Below are 17,594 nucleotides of genomic sequence, written 5' to 3' on the forward strand. Positions count from 1 at the left end.
GCAGTTGGATGGCCAGATTGAGCCCGGTCATGACGGCTGAGGGGAGCGGGACCACTTACCTCCAGCCGCCCGCTACGCCTTCCTCTCCCAGCCCTGCTCGCCCTGCTGCCAGTAGCTGAGTACGTGCCTGGCCGCCCGGGCGGCCGTCCAGCGACGGCGCGCCGCGGCCACCGCCGCGTCGTCATTGCCATCGAACAGGTCCAGCACCCGGTCGTACTCGGCCAGCCGGGCGCTTTCGGCGCCGTCCACCAGGAAGAGGAAGCGGGCGCCATTCGGCGCGGGCTCATCCTCCGCGGTCAGCCAGATCGGCTGATGCGCCGCATGGCCCATGGCGGCGGTGCCATGCGGCAGCCAATCCGGCTTGCTGGCCAGCCACAGCGCCGCATCCAGCGCCGCCACCCGCGCCGCATCGGCGCAGAGCACCACCGCCCGCCCCGGCTGGTCCAGCACCCGGCCGAGCAGCGCCGGCAGGACCTTCTCCAGCGGCGAACGGGTCAGGTGGTAAAAGCCGATCTCGGCCATCAATGCCGCTCCGGATCCTCGAAATACAGCGCGACGAGCTGGTCCAGCAGCCGCGCGCCGAAGCCGCTTGACCCCTTCCGCCCCAGCGGTCCGGCCTCCGCCCTGATATCCACCCCGGCGATGTCGAGATGCGCCCAGGGCGTCGATCCGGCGAACTCCCGCAGGAAGGCGGCGGCATGGCAGGCATCCGGCAGGAAGCGGCCGCTGGCGCATTGCCTGAGGTCGGCGATGTCGCTGGCCAGATCCTCGCGGTGCCGGGCACCAATCGGCATCGGCCAGAGCGGCTCGCCCACCGCCTCCCCGGCCGCCGCCGCCTGCGCCATCAGCGCCGCATCGCTGCCGAACAGCCCGGCCCGATGCGCGCCGAGCGCGGTCACGATCGAACCCGTCAGGGTCGCCAGGTCGAGCATCGCCTGCGGCTTCAGCCGGGTCGCCGCGAAATGCAGCGCATCGGCCAGCACCAGCCGCCCCTCGGCATCGGTGTCGATCACCTCCACGGTGCGGCCAGAGCCCATGCGCAGCACGTCGCCCGGCCGGTAGCTGGCGGCACCGGTGGCGTTCTCCGCCAGCGCGAGCACCGCCACCGCCGGTGCGGGAGAACGCCGCAGGGCGAGGGCCAGCATCGCCCCGGCGCAGGCCGCGGCGCCCGCCATATCGGCCTTCATCTCCTCCATGCCGGCGGCAGGCTTGATGGAGATGCCGCCGGTGTCGAAGCACAGCCCCTTGCCGATGAAGGCGATGGGCGGCGCGGCGACGCTGCCGCGCCAGCGCAGCACGGCAAGCCGCGGCGGATTCACGCTGCCGCCGCCGACCGCCAATAGCCCACCCAGTCCTTCCCGCCGCAGCCGCTTGCGGCCCAGCACATCCACGGCGATGCCGTACTCCGCCAGCGCCTCCAGCCGCTGCGCGAAGCCGCGGGTGGTGAGGCGGTTGGCCGGCTCGGCGACCAGGTCGCGGGCGAAGAGACAGCCGCGCACCCCGGCCTCGGCGCGGGCCCAGAGCGGCGCCACCGCCTCCGGCCGATCCACCACCAGATCGAGCGCGGATGCCCCCGGCTCGGGCGTGCCGAGATAGGTGTCGAAGCTCCAGGCCCGCAGCGCGGCGCCGGCGGCCAGCGCGGCGGCGGCCTCGGGCGGCAGGCCGCGAGCGTCGATCGCCAGCCGCACCACCCTGCCGGCGGCGGCCAGGGCGGCGCCGCCGACCTGTTCCCAGTCCAGCGGGCGGCGCGGCTCGCCGGCGCCGATCAGCAGCAGCCGTCGTTCCGGCCCCGGCTGCTCCGCCACCTGGCCGGAAGCGCCGGTGAAGCCCGCCGCCACGGCGAAGGGGAAGGGCACCACATGGCCCGCGGCAACCGGCACCGCCAGCGGCGTCGCGGCATCGGCGCGGGGCGTGGTCCGCAGCTTGACCTTCAGCATCGGGAAGGAACGCGGGTCAGCTCTCGTAGTGCTCCGCCACCAGCCGGTCGAGCAGCCGCACGCCGAAGGCCGTGGCGCCCTTCGGCACCGTCGGCAAATCCTTCGTCGCCCAGGCGGTGCCGGCGATGTCGAGATGCGCCCAAGGCATCGGCCCGTCCTTGGTATTGACGAAGCGCTGGATGAAATGCGCCGCGGTGATCGACCCGCCCGGCCGGCCGCCGACGTTCTTCATGTCGGCGATCTCAGATTTCAGCTGCTTGTCATAGGCCTCGCCGAGCGGCATCCGCCACACCGCCTCGCCCACCGCCTTGCCCGCCGCGGTCAGCTGCTGCGCCAGGGCATCGTCGTTGCTGAATAGCCCGGCATGCTCATGGCCGAGCGAGATGATGATCGCGCCGGTCAGCGTGGCAAGGTCGACCATGAAGCGCGGCGCGAAGCGTTCCTGGCAGTAGTGGATGACATCGGCCAGCACCAGCCGGCCCTCGGCGTCGGTGTTGATCACCTCCACCGTCAGCCCGGCGGCGGTCTTCACCACATCGCCCGGCCGCTGCGCGGAGCCGGAGGGCATGTTCTCCACCAGCCCGACCAAGCCGACCGCATCCACCTTCGCCTTCCGCCCGGCCAGCGCGGCCATCAGCCCGACCACCGTGCCGGCGCCGGCCATGTCCCACTTCATGTCCTCCATCCCCGCCGCGGGCTTGATGGAGATGCCGCCGGTATCGAAGGTCACGCCCTTGCCGATAAAGGCGACCGGCTTCTGCCCCGCCCGCTTGGCCTTGGCACCGGAGGCGCCATGCCACTGCATCACCACCATCCGCGGCTCCTGCGCCGAGCCCTGCGCGACGCCGAGCAGCGCGCCGAAGCCGAGCTTCCGCATCTCCTTCGGCCCCAGCACCTCGACCTCCAGCCCGAGGCTCTCCAGCGCCTTGATGCGGTCGGCGAATTCCGGCGGGTGCAGCACGTTCGGCGGCTCGGAAACCAGGTCGCGGGCGATGAAGACGCCGTCGGCCACCGCGCGCATCGGCGCCCAGGCGGCCTTCGCCGCGGGGGCGGCATCGGTGGCGAGGGCCACGCGCTCCAGCTTCGGCTTGTCCTCCTCCTTCTCCGTGGTCCGGTAGCGGTCGAAGCGGTAGCTCTTCAGCAGCAGGCCGAGGGCGAGGGAGGCGGTCTGGGGCGCGGTCAGCGCCTCGGCGGCGACCACCGCCTCCCGCTCGGCGCTGATCAGCGGCAGCAGGGCGCCGCCGGCGGCCTCCAGCACCTCGCTGGTCAGTTCCTCCGCCTTGCCGAGGCCGATGGCGACGATACGGGAGGGGCCGGCGGTGCCGCCCTCCAGGGTCGGTGCCCAGAGCGTCGCGCTCTGGCCCTTGCGGCCCTTGAAACTGGCCGCCGCCAGCGCCCGCTGCACCGCTCCGCCGGTTGCGGCATCGATCGCCTGGGCGAGGCCTGCCAGGACCCAGTCCTCGGCCAGGGGCAGCACCAGGGCGCCATGGCGCGGCAGGGCAGGCTTCACGAAGGCGATGTCCGGCATGCTGGCGATGTCCCGGCTGTGGAATATGCCCCGGATAGATAGCACCGCCCCACGCCGCCGCCATGGCGGGGCGCGGCACCCGGGGTGGTTCCGCCCCCTGGTTCCGCCCCTTGGTGATCTGCCCTAAACCGGCCGGATGGATGATACAGACGCGCTGGAACTTGCCGCTGGCCTCGCCGCCCGGGCCGCCGCCGCCATCCGCGCGGTGCGCGCCGCCGGCTTCGCGGTGGAGCGGAAAGCCGATCACAGCCCGGTGACCGAGGCCGACCGCATCGCCGAGGCGCTGATCGTCGAGGGGTTGCGCGCCGCCACCCCGAGCCTGCCGGTGGTGGCGGAGGAGGAGGTGGCCGCCGGCCTCGTCACCGCGCCGGCCGAACGCTTCTGGCTGGTCGACCCGCTGGACGGCACCAAGGAATTCGCCAAGGGCCTCGACGAGTACGCCGTCTGCATCGGCCTCATCGAGGCCGGATGCCCGGTGCTTGGCGTGCTGGCCCTGCCGGCGACCGATGAGTTGTTCGGCGGCCTTGCCCGGCGCGGCATCGCCTGGAAGCAGCAGGGCGATGGCGCCCGCGCGCCGATCTCGGCCCGTGCGGTGCCGGCGGGCGGGGCGGTGCTGCTCGACAGCCGCAGCCACCCCAATCCGGCGCGCATGGCAGGATGGCTGGCCGAGCGGAAGCTGAAGCTGGCGGCGGTGCAGCCGATGGGCTCGGCGATGAAATTCGCCCGGCTGGCGGAAGGCGCGGCGGATTTCGTCCCCCGCCTCGGCCCGACCATGGAGTGGGACACCGCCGCTGGCCAGGCGCTGCTGGAGGCCGCCGGCGGCCAGGTGCTGGCCGAGGATGGCGCGCCACTGCGCTATGGCAAGCCCGGCTGGCGCAACAGCGGCTTCGTCGCCACGGGCCTGCCCGGAGCGAAGGGATGATGACCCGGCTGCTGCCGGCCACGGCGGTGGCCGAGGCCGCGGCGCTGCTGCGCGCCGGGGCGCTGGTCGGCTTCCCGACCGAGACGGTTTACGGCCTCGGCGGCGACGCGCGGAACGGAAGGGCCGTCGCCGGCATCTTCGCCGCCAAGGGCCGGCCGCAATTCAACCCGCTGATCAGCCATTTCCCGGATGCCGATGCGGCCTTCGCCGAGGTGGTCGCGGATGATCGCGCGCACGCCCTGGCCGCCGCCTTCTGGCCCGGCCCGCTGACCCTGGTGCTGCCGCGCCGGCCCGATTGCCGGGTGGACCTGCTGGCCGGCGCCGGGCTGGACACGCTGGCGGTGCGGGTGCCGTCGCATCCGCTGGCCCTGGCCCTGCTGCGTGCCGCGGCGGTGCCGGTGGCGGCGCCCTCGGCCAACCGTTCCGGCCAGGTCAGCCCGACCACCGCGGCGCATGTGCTGGATGGCCTCGGCGGGCGCATCGCCGCGGTGATCGATGGCGGGCCCTGCGCGGTCGGCGTCGAGAGCACGGTGCTGGATCTGACCGGCCATGGCGCCGTGCTGCTGCGGCCGGGCGGGGTGGCGGTGGAGGCGATTGAAGCGCTGCTCGGCCCGGTCGGTCGGCCGCTGCCGCTGGCGGCGGCCGAGGCCACGCGTACCCTGCGCTCGCCCGGGATGCTGCTGTCGCATTACGCCCCGGCGCTGCCGGTGCGGCTCGGCGCCACGACGGTTGCGCCGGATGAGGCGCTGCTGGCCTTCGGTCCGCCGCTGCCCGGCGCGGCGGTGGTGTGGAACCTCTCCGAGCGCGGCGAACTGGCGGAGGCGGCGGCGCGGCTCTTCGCCGGGTTGCGCTGGCTGGACGCGGAGGGTGGCGCGCGGGGCTGCACGGGGATTGCGGCGATGCTGGTGCCGGAGGTGGGGCTTGGGGCAGCGATCAATGATCGGCTGACGCGGGCGGCGGCGCCGCGCGGCTGAAATGCGAGGGGAGCTTTGCTCCCCTCGCGCTCCCCTCACCGAAGGCCGAAGGGCCTTTGGAAACCATGAGTCATAACTCAGGCCGGTCCAGGGGGCGCCTGCCCCCTGGCGGTAGGGGTCTGGGGAAGGCAGCGCCTTCCCCAGCAAGCTGCTAGCATCCTTCCAAAGGAGGACGCCCATGCACACAACCACCCCCTTCACCGGCGCTCTCGCCTGGACCGGCGCCACCCTGCCGCGCGACACTGGTCTGCTGCAGCTCGACCCTGCCGCGGCGGAGGAGCTGGAGGCGGCCGCCGCGCTGCTTGCCGACAACCCGCTGCCGATCCTGGCGCTCGACCCGCGCGACTTCGCCCTCGACGCCTGTCGGGCGTTGATGCGCCAGGCCGCGGCGCTGCTGGCGGACGGCCCCGGCTTCGCCATCATCGACCGCCTGCCGGTGGAACGCCTCGGGCCGGAGGTGACCACCCAGCTCGGCTGGCTGCTCTGCCGGCTGGTCGGCCGGCCGGTGGCGCAGAAATGGGACGGCACCATGGTCTATGGCGTGCGCGACCTCGGCCGGCCGCCGGGCAATGGCGTGCGGCCGGACATCACCAATGCCGAGCAGAACTTCCACGTCGACAACAGCTACAACCTCTGCCCGCCCGACCATGTGGCGCTGATCTGCCTGCAGGTGGCGAAATCCGGTGGCGTCAGCGGGCTGGTCAGCTTCCAGGCGGCCCATAACGCGATGCGGGAGCGCCACCCCGAACTGCTGCCGCGGCTCTACCGCCCCTTCATCTTCGACCGCCAGCGCGAGCACGCGCCGGGCGATGTCATGACCCATCGGGCGCCGATCTTCGAATGGCGGGACGGCCGGCTGCTCGGCCGGATCTCCCGCTTCCAGATCATCAACGGCCACCGTCTGGCTGGCGAGCCGCTGGATGAGGAGGGCCAGGCGGCGCTCTCCGCCTTCGATGCCATACTGGAAGACCCGGCGCTGCGCTTCGACTTCCATTTCCGCCCGGGGCAGATCCAGATCGTCGACAACCGCGCGCTCGGCCACAAGCGCACCGGCTTCGAGGATTGGCCGGAGCCGGAGAGAAAGCGCCACCTGGTGCGGCTCTGGCTGCGCGACCGCGGCCGGCCCTTCTACAATGGCTGACCCTCGGGGCTGAGCATTGCCGGTTTACCCGGCGTTCATTTTCGCCCTAGCCTCACCCCAGCGGCGCACGGGCGCGCACCGGACGTCGAGACCTTTGCAGGAGGGCGTCATGGCTGAACCATCCACGCTGGTCATCCGCAACGGCACCATAGTTGACGGCCGGGGCGGGGAGCCCTTCGTCGGCGATGTGGCGATCATCGGCGGCCGCATCGCCGAGGTCGGCCGGGTGACGCTGCGCGGCGAGCGCGAGATCGACGCCACCGGCCTGCTGGTGACGCCGGGCTTCGTCGACATCCACACCCACTACGACGCCCAGGCGCTGTGGAGCAATCGGCTCGACCCCTCCTCCTGGAACGGCGTCACCACGGTGATGATCGGCAATTGCGGCGTCGGCTTCGCGCCCTGCAAGCCGGAGCAGCGCGACATGCTGGTGGCGCTGATGGAAGGCGTCGAGGACATCCCCGAAGTGGTGATGACCGAGGGCCTGGACTGGAATTGGGAAACCTTCCCGCAATTCCTGGACCGGCTGGATGCACGGCAATTCGACCTCGACATCGTGGCCCAGGTGCCGCACGCCGCGATCCGCGTCTATGTGATGGGCGAGCGCGGCTTCCAGCGCGAGCCCTCGACCGACGCCGAGCGGCGGGAAATGGCCCGGCTGACGGTGGAGGGCCTGAAGGCCGGTGCGGTCGGCTTCTCCACCTCCCGCGCCATCGCCCACAAGACCCTGGCCGGCGAGCCGACGCCGACCCTGGGCTCGGCCGAGGAGGAACTGGCGGTGATCGCCGAGGCGGTCGGCCGGTTCGGCGCCGGCTGGCTGCAGGTGATCAGCGACTTCGACGATCCGGACGGCGAGTTCGCCCTGCTCCGCCGCGTCGCGGAGCGCAGCAACGGCCGCGCCATCAGCCTGACCTTCGCCCAGCGGGAGAACGACCCGAAGCGCTACAAGCGGCTGCTGGATCTGCTCGGCCAGGCGAACCGCGACGGCGTGCGGATGATCGCCCAGGTCATGGGCCGGCCGATCGCCATCAACCTCGGCTTCGAGCTGTCGATCAACCCCTTCTGCGAGCGGCCGAGCTACAAGGCGATCGCCCATCTGCCCTTCGCCGAGCGGCTGGCGGCGCTGCGCACGCCGGCGCTGCGCAGCGCGCTGCTCTCGGAAGTCACCGAGGACCCGATGCTGCGGCGCCGGCTGAACAGCTGGGAGCGGATGTTCGAACTGGGCAACCCGGCGAATTACGAGCCGCACCCGGATGACAGCATGGCCGCGCGCGCCGCCCGGGCCGGCGTGCCGGTGGAGGCGTTCGTCTACGACCTGCTGACCGCCGGCGACGGCAAGGCCACGCTCTACCGGCCGGTGAGCAACTACGTCGACGGCAACCTCGATGTCTGCCTGGAGATGATGCGGCACCCGAATACGGTGATGGGCCTTGGCGACGGCGGGGCGCATTACAGCTTCATCTGCGACAGCTCCACCGTGACCCATTCCATCATGCACTGGACGCGCGACCGTACCCGCGGCGAGCGCGTCCCGCTGCCCTGGATGATCCGGCGGCTGACGCATGACGCGGCGGTGGCGATCGGGCTGGAGGACCGCGGGGTGATCGCGCCGGGCTACAAGGCCGACCTGAATGTCATCGACTACGACCGGCTGGCGATCGGTCCGCTGGAAGTGGCCTATGACCTGCCGGCCGGCGGCAAGCGACTGATCCAGCGGGTGGAGGGCTATGCCGCCACCATCCTCTCCGGCGTCGTCGTCGCGGAGGGCGGCAAGCCGACCGGGACGCTGCCCGGCCGGCTGGTGCGCGGCGTGCAACCCGCCCCGGCAACGGAGCGCATCGCCGCCGAGTGACTGCGGGCGTCGCCCGGTTCTTCAGCGGCGTTCGGCCCGCCTTGGGCCGGCCGCCTCCACCGCCGTCACCTCGTCGCGCACGCTGGCGGCGATGGCCAGGCGCTGCAGCGGGACCATCACCTGCTGCTCGGCACCGGTCTCGAAGTGGGCGATCCGTGAAAGCTGTTCGGAAACCGGCATGACGCGGACATCATCGGGAGTCGGCGAAGGAAGCGTTGCGCCGTAAGACCGAAATGCGGCGCGGCGGCACCGCCGGCCGCGTCACTCCGAGCGCAGGGCTGCCCGGACTGAGGCGTGCAGCCCGGGATCCGACAGCATCGCCAGCCGCTGCGCCGCGAGCATGGCGTAGCGCTGGAGCAGCGCGCGGCGGCGGGCCGGGGCCAGCGCATGCGCCGTCGCGTCCCGCAGCAGTGCCGCCTCGCCCTCCGCCGCCACCAGCAGGCCGGCGTCCTCGGGCAGCAGTGCCTGCGGGAAGTCGAGATCGACAGCGAAGTAGAACCTATCGCAATACTCCCGGTACTCCTGCCACTTGCCATCGGACAGGAAGTCGAGGGCACCGGACTTCACCTCCAGTATGGCGAAGCTGCCATCCGGGCGCAGCGCCAGCACATCCGCCCGGCGGCCGTTCGGCAGCGGCACCTCGGGCAGCGGCGACCAGCCGCGCAGGAGGCAGAAGCGCATCGCTGCCCGGCAGATCGCAGCCGTGCGTTGCGGAGCGGTGGCGCAATCCACGCCCAAATCGGCTAATTCATTCACGGGAAAATTCCATAGCAGGCGAATTATCGCGAGACAGGGCTGGCAAACCTTGCGATCTCGCGTCATACATTCCGTAGCATGATTGCAACCCGTTATTCAGTCGCCCTCCACATCCTGCTCCTGATCGCCGATGAGAACGCTGGCGAATCAACGAGTGCGCGCATGGCCTGGAGCATCGGCACCAACCCTGTGGTGGTCCGCCGCATCTCCGGGCAACTCTCACGGGCCGGGCTCATCTCCGTGCAACGTGGTCCGGGCGGCGCCACGCTGTCGCGGCCGGCGAGCGCCATCACCCTGCGCGATGTCTGGCGGGCGATCCATCCTGAGCGGGAGAAGCTGCTGCGGGTGCATGCCCGCACCAACGCCGCCTGCCCGACCGGCAGCCGGATTCCGGGATTGCTGCGCAACCGGTTCGACGAGGCCGAGGTGGCGCTGCTCGATCATTTCGGTACCACCACCCTGGCCGACCTCGCCGCCAACCTGCGGCAGGAACACCGCCTGGCCGCCGACTGACGGCTGCGGCGGGCTCAGCCGAGCAGCGCGTCGATCGCCCTGGCCAGGCGCAGGTCACGGGCGGACAGGCCGCCGGCATCATGGGTGGTCAGCAGAATCTCCACCCGGTTCCAGACATTCGACCATTCGGGATGATGGTCCTGCGCCTCGGCCAGCAGCGCCACCCGCGCCATGAAGCCCCAGGCCTCGGAGAAATCCCGGAAGCGGAGACTGCGGCGGATGGCATCGCGCCCCTCCACCAGGGTCCATTCCGGTAGCGCCGCCGCCAGCCCGGCCCGCGCTGCCGCGTCCAGCTTCTCGACCATGCCTGCCTCCCTGATGCCATGCTTGACGCCGGGGCCGCGGCGGCCTCCGTTGTCGGCCATGCCCTCGGACTCTCCGTATACCGTACCGCCCGGCCTCGATGATATCGTCGAGCTGGCGGAAGCTGCCTTCGCCGCCATGCCGAAGCCGCTGCGCGACCTGGTCCGCGGCGTGGCGATCATCGTCGAGGACAGCCCCGATGACGAGACCCTGGCCGAACTTGGCCTCGACAATGCCTGGGACCTCACCGGCCTCTACCGCGGCACGCCGCTGACCCAGAAGAGCGTGCTGGACGTGCCGCAGGAACCGGACACGGTGCTGCTGTTCCGCGAACCCATCCTGCTGGAATGGATCGAGACCGGCGAGGATCTGTTCGGGCTGGTGCGCAACGTGCTGATCCACGAGATCGGCCACCATTTCGGCTTCTCCGACGAGGACATCGCCCGGCTGGAGGGGGAGGAGCCGTAAGGCCCCACTACCCGACCGCCAGCCGCACCAGCCCCGCCACCGCCACCAGCCCGAGCGTCTTCACCACCCCGAACTTCAGCCGGAACAGGCAGACCGCCGCCAGCCCTGCCAGCACCGCCGCCAGCGGATCGAGGCTCGCCAGCACCGGCACGTCCAGCGCGACCGGGCCGGCGCCCACCTGCCGCACCTCGGCGAACAGCACCCGCAGCCCGAACCACAGCGCCAGATTGGCGATGACGCCGACCACCGCTGCCGTCACCCCGGCCAGCGCGCCTTTCAGCTTCGGCGAATCATGCAGCCGCTCGACGAAGGGGGCGCCGAGGAAGATCCAGGCGAAGCAGGGCATGAAGGTCACCCAGACGGTCAGCAAGGCACCGAACACCCCGCCCCAGATGCCGCCCTGCGCATGCCCCGCCAGGAAGCCGACGAATTGCAGCACCAGGATCAGCGGCCCCGGCGTGGTCTCCGCCAGCCCCAGGCCGGTCAGCATCTGTCCGGCGGTCAGCCAGCGATAATGCTCCACCGCTTCCTGCGCCACATAGGCCAGCACCGCATAGGCGCCACCGAAGGTGACCACCGCCATCTTTGAGAAGAACCAGGCGATGTCGCCCCAGACCGCGGTGCCGTAGAGCATCGCAACCGGCCAGATCCAGAGCGCCAGTGCCACCAGCCCGGCTCGCCTTGCCGCCCCGGTCAGCCGGGCGATCCGCCCCGGCTCCGCCGCCAGCAGCGCATCCAGCGAAGCAGGTGGCCCCGGCCGTGCCGTGCCATGGCCGCCGGCGGCGAAGGCCTTCGGCATGGCGAAGCCGAGCAGCGCCGCCGTCAGCACCACCAGCGGGAAGGGTAGCTGGAAGACAAACAGGGCGGCGAAGGCAGCGACGGCCAGCGCCCAGGGCACCGCCCCTCGCAGCGCCCGCCGGGCCACCCGCAGCAACGCTTCCACCACCAGCACCAGCACGGCGCATTTCAGCCCGAAGAACAGCGCCGCCACCAGCGGCACCTCGCCCAGGGTCGCGTAGACGATCGACAGCGCCAGCATCACCGCGACGCCGGGCAGGATGAACAGCAGGCCGCCGGCGATGCCGCCCTTCACCCCATGCAGCAGCCAGCCAAGGTAGGTCGCCAGCTGCGTCGCCTCCGGCCCCGGCAGCAGGGTGCAGAAGTTGAGCGCATGCAGGAAGCGCGTGTCGGAAACCCAGTGGCGCTCATCCACCACCTCCCGGTGCATCAGCGCGATCTGACCGGCCGGGCCGCCGAAGGACAGGCAGCCGATGCGGAACCAGACCCGCACTGCCTCGGCGTAGGTGGGGAAGGCGCGCGGCGGCTCGGCGTTCACCGCAGCACCTCGGGTCGCGGCGCCACGCCCGGCGTATGGCGGCCGGCGATGAACCACAGCGCAATGCGGTCGGGACCGGGGATACTGCCGTCCCGCGCCTCGAATATCGCGGCATCGTCGAACCAAGCCATGAACCGATCCCCTTCCAGTCGTAGCCTATGCCAGGCATTCACGACGGCGTGCCGGCCGCCGGTGACATGATAAAGCCGGAGACGAGACGCCGCCGCATCGCCTTGCAGCACGGAATAGTGGCGGATGTCGTGGACCCTCACGAGGCCGGCCCCGGCGCCGGCCAATCATGGGTCTCCTCCACCGCGTCGCGGCACCAGCGGTAGAAGGCGTCGTAGAGCGGCATCGCCGCCGCCAGCTGCGCCAGATCGTCGCGGTACATGCGCGACAGCCCGAGCGAGGCGGCGAGCAGTCCGGCCGCCTGCGGCGCCAGCTCCGGCCGCGCGGTGTCGGCGCCGCGCACGATCAGCGCCAGCCGCTGCAGCGGCGCGGTCCGCAGCCCGAACTCCTCCAGCATGGTGTCGAAGCTGCAATGCGGGCCGCGGTGGCTCCAGAACACGCCCTCGATGTCGAAGGGGGTGGCGCCGAAGCGCTCGGCCACCGCCGCCACCTCGGCGGGGGCGACGAAGAGGAACACCGCCGCTGGATCGATGAAGCGGCGGATCAGCCAGGGGCAGGCGATGCGATCGACCTTCGGCCGGGCCCGCGTCACCCAGAGCGTGCGGCCTTGCGCGTCGCGCGGCGGGATGCGGTCCGGGCGGAGCAGCGGCAGCCCGGCCGCCGCCCAGGCCGCGAAGCCGCCGTCCAGCACCTCGGCGGCAATGCCTTCATGGCGCAGCCAGGCGGCGGTGCCCTGACTGAGTTTCTGACCATGCTGGCAGACCACGACGGCGGTGCGGCCAGCCAGCGCGGGTGCCCATCCGACGACGCCGCGGTGGTCGCGGGCGATGGCGGCGGGCAGTTGGCGCGGGTCGCGCGCCACATCCTCCGGCAGCCGCACGTCGATCAGCAGCGGTGCGTCGGGCAGGCCGATGCGGCGGGCGAGCTGGGCGGGGGTGATCTCGTTCGGGGCAGTCATGGCACGGGGCGTCCATTCCGGCAGTCGGAAGGTGGACGCGATGCTTGGGCTGACGCCTCACGGGGCGATCGCGGATGCCCCCTGGCGCCGATGATGGGAAGCCGGCCCGGCCGATGTCAAGCACGGGCTTTGCTTGCCGCTCCCGCTGCGATCTGCAAGCCTTCTCCCCGAGGGTCAGGGAGCCAACCCATGTCCGAGACCACGACAGCCATCGTGCCGCCCAGCCGGGAACAATCCGACGCGCTGAAGGCGATCTGGGAGGCGATCGGGCGGGCGGTGCAGAGCGCCACCCACCTGCAGGTCGTCACCATCCTCGGCAATGCCTCGGTGGACACGGTCAATGGCCTGTCGGAGGTGGTGGTCACCCTGCCGGCATCGTCGCCGGAGGCCGGCTACAGCGTGCTCGCCACCAATATCAACCTCGCCCTCGGCGACATCGCCCAGACCTTCAGCCCGGCGCTGCTGGACGGCAGCCACGACAACCTCCTCGTCCTGCACCAGCAGATGCTGGACAAGGGCCAGACGATCGTCAGGGACAACCTCGAGCTGCTGAAGTCCCTGGTGAAGGAATTGCGTGCCTCCGGCTGAGCCGCCGCCGGCCTCGCTGCCCGACAATCTCCGGGCGAGCGCCGACGGGCTGCTGCGCGGCCTGCTGACCCTGCAGGTCAACACCATCCTGAAGGATGGAATGACCGGCGAGCAGGTGCCGACGATCTCCCATGCGCTGATCGATGTCGCCTACGCCTATCTCGACTACCTGCAGGATGTGGCCGGGATGCGGCTGGCCGAGCCGCCGGGCGCGGCGCGCGGCCCGGCCGAGCAGATGCTGCTCGGCACCTGGCCGCGCCAGCGGCTGGCGGAGGAACAATACGAGACGCTGCGGGGGGATGCGCTGCTGCCCGCCGCGCCGGCCGAGCGGTTCGGCGGCGACATCCGGGTGACCCCAGGGGTGTTCCACGTGCTGCGGGAGGCGGCGGCACGGGCGCTGAAGGAGCGCCGCAACGATGGCGCCGCGGATACCGCGGTGCTGCGGCGGATCATCGCCAATTGCGACTCCATCAAGCTGGTGCTGACGAAGCCCGATGCGATGCGGGCCTGGAATCGGCCACTCGGCGACGGCACGGGCCCTAACCGCGCCGATCTGGTCGGCAACCGCAGCCTGGTCGAGGCCTGGTATGCGGTGCCGGCCAGCGATGCCCTGGTCATCCGCCATGCCTGGGAGATCGGGACGGAGCGGATTCTGGCGCAGACCGTAGTGCAGCTGCGCGGCGACATCGTCACCCGGCTTGACCCGGACGCCACCGGCATGCCGGCGCTGCAATCGATGCACCAGCTCGGCATCAATGCCGCCCTCAGCCATTGGCATGACCTGCTGGCGCTGGCGGTGCAGATCGCCGGCCGGGTGCTCGGTCTGGCGAAGGGGCGCTGAGGCGGCGGCATGCCGGTCAGGCTGCGGCTCTTCATCGGGGTGTCGGACCGCCTGCAGGATGCCTCGCCGCTCGGCCGGCTGCTGCGGGAGGGAAGGCTCAGGATCGACAGCTGGGGGCCGGAGCCGGCGCGCGACGGAGTGGTGCTGCGCACCGTCATCGCCCTCGATGGCGACGTCGCTCAATTCGTCTCGCCGCGCTGGGCGGCGTCGGTGCCGGCGCGGCAGGTGTCGGCGACCATGGCGGCGCATGAGGCCAAGGTGCAGGAGGTCTCGGCGGCGGCCTTCGGGCGCATCCACCAAATCCTCGGTGGCGGTGTCATCCTGCTGGTCGGGCTGGCAGGCACCGGGGCGGGAAGTGGCTTCGCCGCCCTCGGCATCGATCCGCTGGCGCTGGTGGCGCTGCTTGGCTGGTCGCCGCCGCCGATCACGGGAATCGGCAGCGGCCTCAACATCGTGCTCAGCTGGTACGCCAGCCATCGCGGCTGGCCCTGGATCCGGCGCCGCAGCGCCGGCATCGCCTGGCGGATGGGGCGGCGGCCGCTGCTCTGGTGGCTGCGGCGCCGCTTTTCGCCAGGGACGGTCGGCCGGCTGCTGCGGCCGGATGAGGTCAGGCGACGCTCGATGTAGACCCCGAGGGATCATTCGCCGCCGCCGGCGACACCTGTTCCAGCTGCGCCCCGCCATCCGGGCGCGGCGGCGCCAGCATCGGCTCGCCGCCCAGCGGCTCGCTGATCATCGGCTCGAACTTGCCTTTGCCATCCAGCGAGGCGCCCTCGGTCCAGCGACCCGCCGGCACTTGCTTGTCGATGCGGTGGCCGAAATAGGCATAGGAGAAGCGGTTCGCCTCCTGCTCCTGCGGGAAGCTGTTCGGGATCGGCAGCACCTTCTCCATGCCGCCGAGTTCCTCGATCACAGCCAGCCATTGCTGCTGGTGCATGGTGTCGCGGGCGATGAGAAAGGACAGCATGTCACGCATGCCAGGATCGTCGGTCATGCCGTAGAGCCTGACGGCCAGCGCCCGGCCGGTGGCCTCGGCGGTGACATTCGCCAGCATGTCGGCGGCGAGGTTGCCGCTGGCATAGACATGGCTGGCATTGAACGGCACGCCATTGCAATTCTCCGGCGTCGCGCCGAGGCCGGTCGAGAGAATGTGCCGCAGGTTCATGCCGCCGAGCACCGCGCCGGCAACGCCATCCTGCGCGACATCCTCCTGCATCGACAGCGGCGCACCCTCGAGGTTCAGTGCGACGGCGGTCGAGAGCATCTCGATATGGCCGATCTCCTCGGTGCCGGTGTTGATCAGCATGTCGCGGTACTTCTTCGGGCTGCGGCTGCCCCAGCCCTGGAAGAGGTACTGCATCATGACGCGGATCTCGCCCTCGACGCCGCCGATCGCCTGTTGCAGGGCGCGGGCGAAGATCGGGTTGGGCTTCTCGACACGCACGGGATATTGCAGCTTGCCGTCGGTATAGAACATGGGTTGCTCCGGGCTGGGGTGTCCCTAGGCAACAGCCGTGGCGCGGCGAGAGTTCGGGGCCAGAGCCGCAATGAGGGCGAAGGATCGCCAGCCCGTGATGCGGCCGGGTGGAGCGGCAGGCACCGAATGATGGACGGGGGCGGACACTGCCGTGCCCACCCCCGCCTCGCATTCGCTAACCGACGCGCCGGTTCAGCCGGCCGACACCTTGCGGCGCGGCCTGAACTCAGGCCGCCGTGGAACGCCGGCCGCCACGCTTGTCGTTCGCCGGTTCCGTCTGTTGGGCACTCTCGAGGGCCGCCGGATTCACCTCGCGCTCAGCGAGCTGGGAGAGCTTCTCGTCGGTCTGCTTTTCCTCGGCCAGGGTCTCGGCCAGGAGATTCGCCAGCTCCTTCTGGCCGCAGGCCTTGGCCATGGCGACCATGGTGCCGTAGGAGGCGATCTCGTAGTGCTCCACGCGCTGCTGGCCGGCGATGATCAGCGCGTCCATCAGCGGGCCCTTGTCATGCTCCTCGAGCTCGCCCTGGGCTTCCTCGATGATCCCGCGCATGCCCTCGCAGACCTTCCGGCCCGGCCGGCCGCCGAGCATCTCCAGCGCCTTCTCCAGCCGCTCGACCTGCCCCTCGGTCTGCTCGACATGCATCTGTAGCGCATCCTTCACGGACTGCGCGCTGGCTTTCTTCATCATCCGCGGCATCGCCCGCAGCGCCTGCTTCTCGGCGCTGTAGGCATCGCGCAACTGCTCGACCATCAGCTTGGTGATTTCGTCCATCTCGCCGGTCCTTCGCGCGCGCGGCCGAAGCGGCTGCGCGTGCCGAGGCAACGGGCGGAACCGGGGAGGAGTTGCGGGCGGTCAGGCGCTCGCCGCGTCCAGCGCCTGCACCTCCGCCGGGCTGAGCTTCAGCGTCACCGCCTTCACCAGCTCCTCGATCTGCGCGTCGCTGGTGGCGCTGGCGATCGGCGCCGTCACCGCCGGCTTGGCCAGCAGCCAGGCCAGCGACACCTGTGCCGGTGTGGCGCCCTTGGCTGCCGCCACTTGGTCGAGCGCCGCCAGCACCTTGTGGCCACGTTCGTTCAGATACTTTACCATGCTGGCGCCGCGCTTGCTCTTGCCGAAATCCGCCTCCGACCGGTACTTGCCCGAAAGGAAGCCGGCCGCCAGCGCATAATAATTGATGACCCCGATACCTTCCGCCTGGCAGAGCGGGCCGAGCTCGGCCTCGAAATCGGCGCGGTCCATCAGGTTGTACAGCGGTTGCAGCGTCTCGTAGCGCGGGATGCCGAGCTTCGCGCTCACCTCCAGCGCCGCCTTCAGCCGGGGCGCGGTGTAGTTGGAGGCGCCAATGGCCCGCACCTTCCCCGCCTTGATCAGTTCGGCGAAGGTCGACAGCGTCTCCTCCAGCGGGGTGTCCGGGTCGTCGCGGTGCGCCTGGTAGAGATCGACGTAATCGGTTTTCAGCCGGCGCAGCGAGGCGTCGATCTCCTCCAGGATCCAGGTGCGGGACAGGCCCTGGCGGCCATTGCCCATCTTCATCCCGACCTTGGTCAGGATCTGCACCTTGTGGCGGCCGCCGCGCGCGGCGAGCCAGTCCCCGATGATGGTCTCGCTCTCGCCGCCCTGGTGGCCGGGCACCCAGTAGGAATAGACATCCGCCGTATCGATCGCGGTCAGCCCGACCTCGACCAGCCTATCGAGGATGTGGTGGGAGGCACCAGCATCCACCGTCCAGCCGAAGATGTTGCCGCCGAACACGATGGGCGGCACGGCGATGCCGGACCGGCCGAGGCTGCGCTGTTCCATCCTGCCTGTTCTCCCTTGGACGTGCGGACAGGATGGGGGTTGCGGCAGCAGGCGTAAACCGGGTGCCAGC

At 71.0% G+C, this 17,594-nt stretch carries 21 protein-coding genes; 9 read left to right on the plus strand and 12 right to left on the minus strand.

All coding sequences use genetic code 11. The features are described 5' to 3' along the window. Positions 1-72: 72 nt before the first annotated feature. From H7965_RS03415 to H7965_RS03425, 3 genes are read right to left on the minus strand one after another with little or no spacing between them, the layout of a single operon-like run. Positions 73-522, minus strand: coding sequence for a DNA polymerase III subunit chi (locus H7965_RS03415; RefSeq protein ID WP_186769139.1), 450 nt, complete (start codon positions 520-522; stop codon positions 73-75). Then, positions 522-1,937: a leucyl aminopeptidase family protein gene (locus H7965_RS03420; protein ID WP_186769140.1), complete on the minus strand. Its 1,416-nt coding sequence runs from the start codon at positions 1,935-1,937 to the stop codon at positions 522-524. Before H7965_RS03420 ends, H7965_RS03415 begins: the two co-directional genes overlap by 1 nt. Positions 1,938-1,953: 16 nt before the next feature. Next, positions 1,954-3,465, minus strand: a complete 1,512-nt coding sequence (locus H7965_RS03425) for a leucyl aminopeptidase (RefSeq protein ID WP_186769141.1) — start codon at positions 3,463-3,465, stop codon at positions 1,954-1,956. A 136-nt stretch (positions 3,466-3,601) separates the two neighbouring features. Between H7965_RS03425 and H7965_RS03430 the strand changes: the two genes are divergently transcribed. The 4 genes from H7965_RS03430 (at position 3,602) to H7965_RS03445 (ending at position 8,354) form a co-directional block, all read left to right on the plus strand. Further along, positions 3,602-4,387: a 3'(2'),5'-bisphosphate nucleotidase CysQ family protein gene (locus H7965_RS03430; RefSeq protein WP_186769142.1), complete on the plus strand. Its 786-nt coding sequence runs from the start codon at positions 3,602-3,604 to the stop codon at positions 4,385-4,387. Then, a complete protein-coding gene (locus H7965_RS03435; protein WP_186769143.1) occupies positions 4,387-5,361 on the plus strand; it encodes an L-threonylcarbamoyladenylate synthase in 975 nt (324 codons plus the stop codon). Before H7965_RS03430 ends, H7965_RS03435 begins: the two co-directional genes overlap by 1 nt. 178 nt (positions 5,362-5,539) lie before the next feature. Next, the gene (locus H7965_RS03440) at positions 5,540-6,502 is read left to right on the plus strand and encodes a TauD/TfdA family dioxygenase (protein ID WP_186769144.1); all 963 of its coding nucleotides are present in this window, start codon (positions 5,540-5,542) and stop codon (positions 6,500-6,502) included. A gap of 109 nt (positions 6,503-6,611) precedes the next feature. Further along, the gene (locus H7965_RS03445) at positions 6,612-8,354 is read left to right on the plus strand and encodes an N-acyl-D-amino-acid deacylase family protein (protein ID WP_186769145.1); all 1,743 of its coding nucleotides are present in this window, start codon (positions 6,612-6,614) and stop codon (positions 8,352-8,354) included. 21 nt (positions 8,355-8,375) lie between these two features. On the opposite strand, the gene H7965_RS03450 is transcribed toward H7965_RS03445, so the two are convergent. Further along, entirely contained in the window at positions 8,376-8,534 is a 159-nt protein-coding gene (locus tag H7965_RS03450) for a hypothetical protein (protein WP_186769146.1), read from the minus strand. Positions 8,535-8,615: 81 nt separating this feature from the next. Further along, the gene (locus H7965_RS03455; protein WP_268239691.1) at positions 8,616-9,110 is read right to left on the minus strand and encodes an MmcB family DNA repair protein; all 495 of its coding nucleotides are present in this window, start codon (positions 9,108-9,110) and stop codon (positions 8,616-8,618) included. Positions 9,111-9,188: 78 nt separating this feature from the next. On the opposite strand from H7965_RS03455, the gene H7965_RS03460 reads away from it, so the two are divergent. Further along, positions 9,189-9,623, plus strand: coding sequence for an Rrf2 family transcriptional regulator (locus H7965_RS03460; RefSeq protein WP_186769148.1), 435 nt, complete (start codon positions 9,189-9,191; stop codon positions 9,621-9,623). Positions 9,624-9,637: 14 nt separating this feature from the next. On the opposite strand, the gene H7965_RS03465 is transcribed toward H7965_RS03460, so the two are convergent. Continuing rightward, positions 9,638-9,928 (minus strand): 4a-hydroxytetrahydrobiopterin dehydratase, encoded by a 291-nt coding sequence (locus H7965_RS03465; protein ID WP_186769385.1) that lies wholly within the window; start codon positions 9,926-9,928, stop codon positions 9,638-9,640. Between the two features lie 58 nt (positions 9,929-9,986). On the opposite strand from H7965_RS03465, the gene H7965_RS03470 reads away from it, so the two are divergent. Beyond that, positions 9,987-10,394, plus strand: a complete 408-nt coding sequence (locus H7965_RS03470) for a metallopeptidase family protein (protein WP_186769149.1) — start codon at positions 9,987-9,989, stop codon at positions 10,392-10,394. Positions 10,395-10,401: 7 nt separating this feature from the next. Here H7965_RS03470 and chrA read toward each other — a convergent pair whose 3' ends face one another. From chrA to H7965_RS03485, 3 genes are read right to left on the minus strand one after another with little or no spacing between them, the layout of a single operon-like run. Next, positions 10,402-11,730, minus strand: coding sequence for a chromate efflux transporter (gene chrA / locus H7965_RS03475; protein WP_186769150.1), 1,329 nt, complete (start codon positions 11,728-11,730; stop codon positions 10,402-10,404). Beyond that, a complete protein-coding gene (locus tag H7965_RS30710) occupies positions 11,727-12,026 on the minus strand; it encodes a hypothetical protein (RefSeq protein ID WP_186769405.1) in 300 nt (99 codons plus the stop codon). Before H7965_RS30710 ends, chrA begins: the two co-directional genes overlap by 4 nt. After that, positions 11,999-12,817 (minus strand): chromate resistance protein ChrB domain-containing protein, encoded by an 819-nt coding sequence (locus H7965_RS03485; protein ID WP_186769151.1) that lies wholly within the window; start codon positions 12,815-12,817, stop codon positions 11,999-12,001. The genes H7965_RS30710 and H7965_RS03485 overlap by 28 nt, the downstream gene beginning before the upstream one ends. A 189-nt stretch (positions 12,818-13,006) precedes the next feature. Between H7965_RS03485 and H7965_RS03490 the strand changes: the two genes are divergently transcribed. The 3 genes from H7965_RS03490 to H7965_RS03500 are packed head-to-tail and all read left to right on the plus strand — an operon-like array spanning position 13,007 to position 14,873. Next, the gene (locus H7965_RS03490; RefSeq protein ID WP_186769152.1) at positions 13,007-13,405 is read left to right on the plus strand and encodes a hypothetical protein; all 399 of its coding nucleotides are present in this window, start codon (positions 13,007-13,009) and stop codon (positions 13,403-13,405) included. Then, entirely contained in the window at positions 13,392-14,246 is an 855-nt protein-coding gene (locus H7965_RS03495) for a hypothetical protein (RefSeq protein ID WP_186769153.1), read from the plus strand. The genes H7965_RS03490 and H7965_RS03495 overlap by 14 nt, the downstream gene beginning before the upstream one ends. A gap of 9 nt (positions 14,247-14,255) precedes the next feature. Then, entirely contained in the window at positions 14,256-14,873 is a 618-nt protein-coding gene (locus H7965_RS03500; protein ID WP_186769154.1) for a hypothetical protein, read from the plus strand. Here the strand turns inward: H7965_RS03500 and H7965_RS03505 are convergent. From H7965_RS03505 to H7965_RS03515, 3 genes are all read right to left on the minus strand, one after another. Then, positions 14,854-15,723 carry a manganese catalase family protein gene (locus H7965_RS03505; protein ID WP_186769155.1) on the minus strand — a complete coding sequence of 290 codons (870 nt, stop codon included), beginning with the start codon at positions 15,721-15,723 and terminating at the stop codon, positions 14,854-14,856. The two genes, H7965_RS03500 and H7965_RS03505, sit on opposite strands and share 20 nt — an antisense overlap. A gap of 226 nt (positions 15,724-15,949) precedes the next feature. Further along, entirely contained in the window at positions 15,950-16,495 is a 546-nt protein-coding gene (locus H7965_RS03510) for a YciE/YciF ferroxidase family protein (RefSeq protein WP_186769156.1), read from the minus strand. An 81-nt stretch (positions 16,496-16,576) separates the two neighbouring features. Continuing rightward, the gene (locus H7965_RS03515) at positions 16,577-17,524 is read right to left on the minus strand and encodes an aldo/keto reductase (protein ID WP_186769157.1); all 948 of its coding nucleotides are present in this window, start codon (positions 17,522-17,524) and stop codon (positions 16,577-16,579) included. Positions 17,525-17,594: the final 70 nt, after the last annotated feature.

The organism is Siccirubricoccus deserti (assembly GCF_014283215.1).
In the GTDB taxonomy this organism is placed as follows: domain Bacteria; phylum Pseudomonadota; class Alphaproteobacteria; order Acetobacterales; family Acetobacteraceae; genus Siccirubricoccus; species Siccirubricoccus deserti.

Coding starts and splice junctions, on each gene's coding strand:
- H7965_RS03415 (WP_186769139.1), bottom strand. CDS start 522: ATGGCCGAGATCGGCTTTTACCACCTGACCCGTTCGCCGCTGGAGAAG.
- H7965_RS03420 (WP_186769140.1), bottom strand. CDS start 1,937: ATGCTGAAGGTCAAGCTGCGGACCACGCCCCGCGCCGATGCCGCGACG.
- H7965_RS03425 (WP_186769141.1), bottom strand. CDS start 3,465: ATGCCGGACATCGCCTTCGTGAAGCCTGCCCTGCCGCGCCATGGCGCC.
- H7965_RS03430 (WP_186769142.1), top strand. CDS start 3,602: ATGGATGATACAGACGCGCTGGAACTTGCCGCTGGCCTCGCCGCCCGG.
- H7965_RS03435 (WP_186769143.1), top strand. CDS start 4,387: ATGACCCGGCTGCTGCCGGCCACGGCGGTGGCCGAGGCCGCGGCGCTG.
- H7965_RS03440 (WP_186769144.1), top strand. CDS start 5,540: ATGCACACAACCACCCCCTTCACCGGCGCTCTCGCCTGGACCGGCGCC.
- H7965_RS03445 (WP_186769145.1), top strand. CDS start 6,612: ATGGCTGAACCATCCACGCTGGTCATCCGCAACGGCACCATAGTTGAC.
- H7965_RS03450 (WP_186769146.1), bottom strand. CDS start 8,534: ATGCCGGTTTCCGAACAGCTTTCACGGATCGCCCACTTCGAGACCGGT.
- H7965_RS03460 (WP_186769148.1), top strand. CDS start 9,189: ATGATTGCAACCCGTTATTCAGTCGCCCTCCACATCCTGCTCCTGATC.
- H7965_RS03465 (WP_186769385.1), bottom strand. CDS start 9,928: ATGGTCGAGAAGCTGGACGCGGCAGCGCGGGCCGGGCTGGCGGCGGCG.
- H7965_RS03470 (WP_186769149.1), top strand. CDS start 9,987: ATGCCCTCGGACTCTCCGTATACCGTACCGCCCGGCCTCGATGATATC.
- H7965_RS03485 (WP_186769151.1), bottom strand. CDS start 12,817: ATGACTGCCCCGAACGAGATCACCCCCGCCCAGCTCGCCCGCCGCATC.
- H7965_RS03490 (WP_186769152.1), top strand. CDS start 13,007: ATGTCCGAGACCACGACAGCCATCGTGCCGCCCAGCCGGGAACAATCC.
- H7965_RS03500 (WP_186769154.1), top strand. CDS start 14,256: ATGCCGGTCAGGCTGCGGCTCTTCATCGGGGTGTCGGACCGCCTGCAG.
- H7965_RS03505 (WP_186769155.1), bottom strand. CDS start 15,723: ATGTTCTATACCGACGGCAAGCTGCAATATCCCGTGCGTGTCGAGAAG.
- H7965_RS03510 (WP_186769156.1), bottom strand. CDS start 16,495: ATGGACGAAATCACCAAGCTGATGGTCGAGCAGTTGCGCGATGCCTAC.
- H7965_RS03515 (WP_186769157.1), bottom strand. CDS start 17,524: ATGGAACAGCGCAGCCTCGGCCGGTCCGGCATCGCCGTGCCGCCCATC.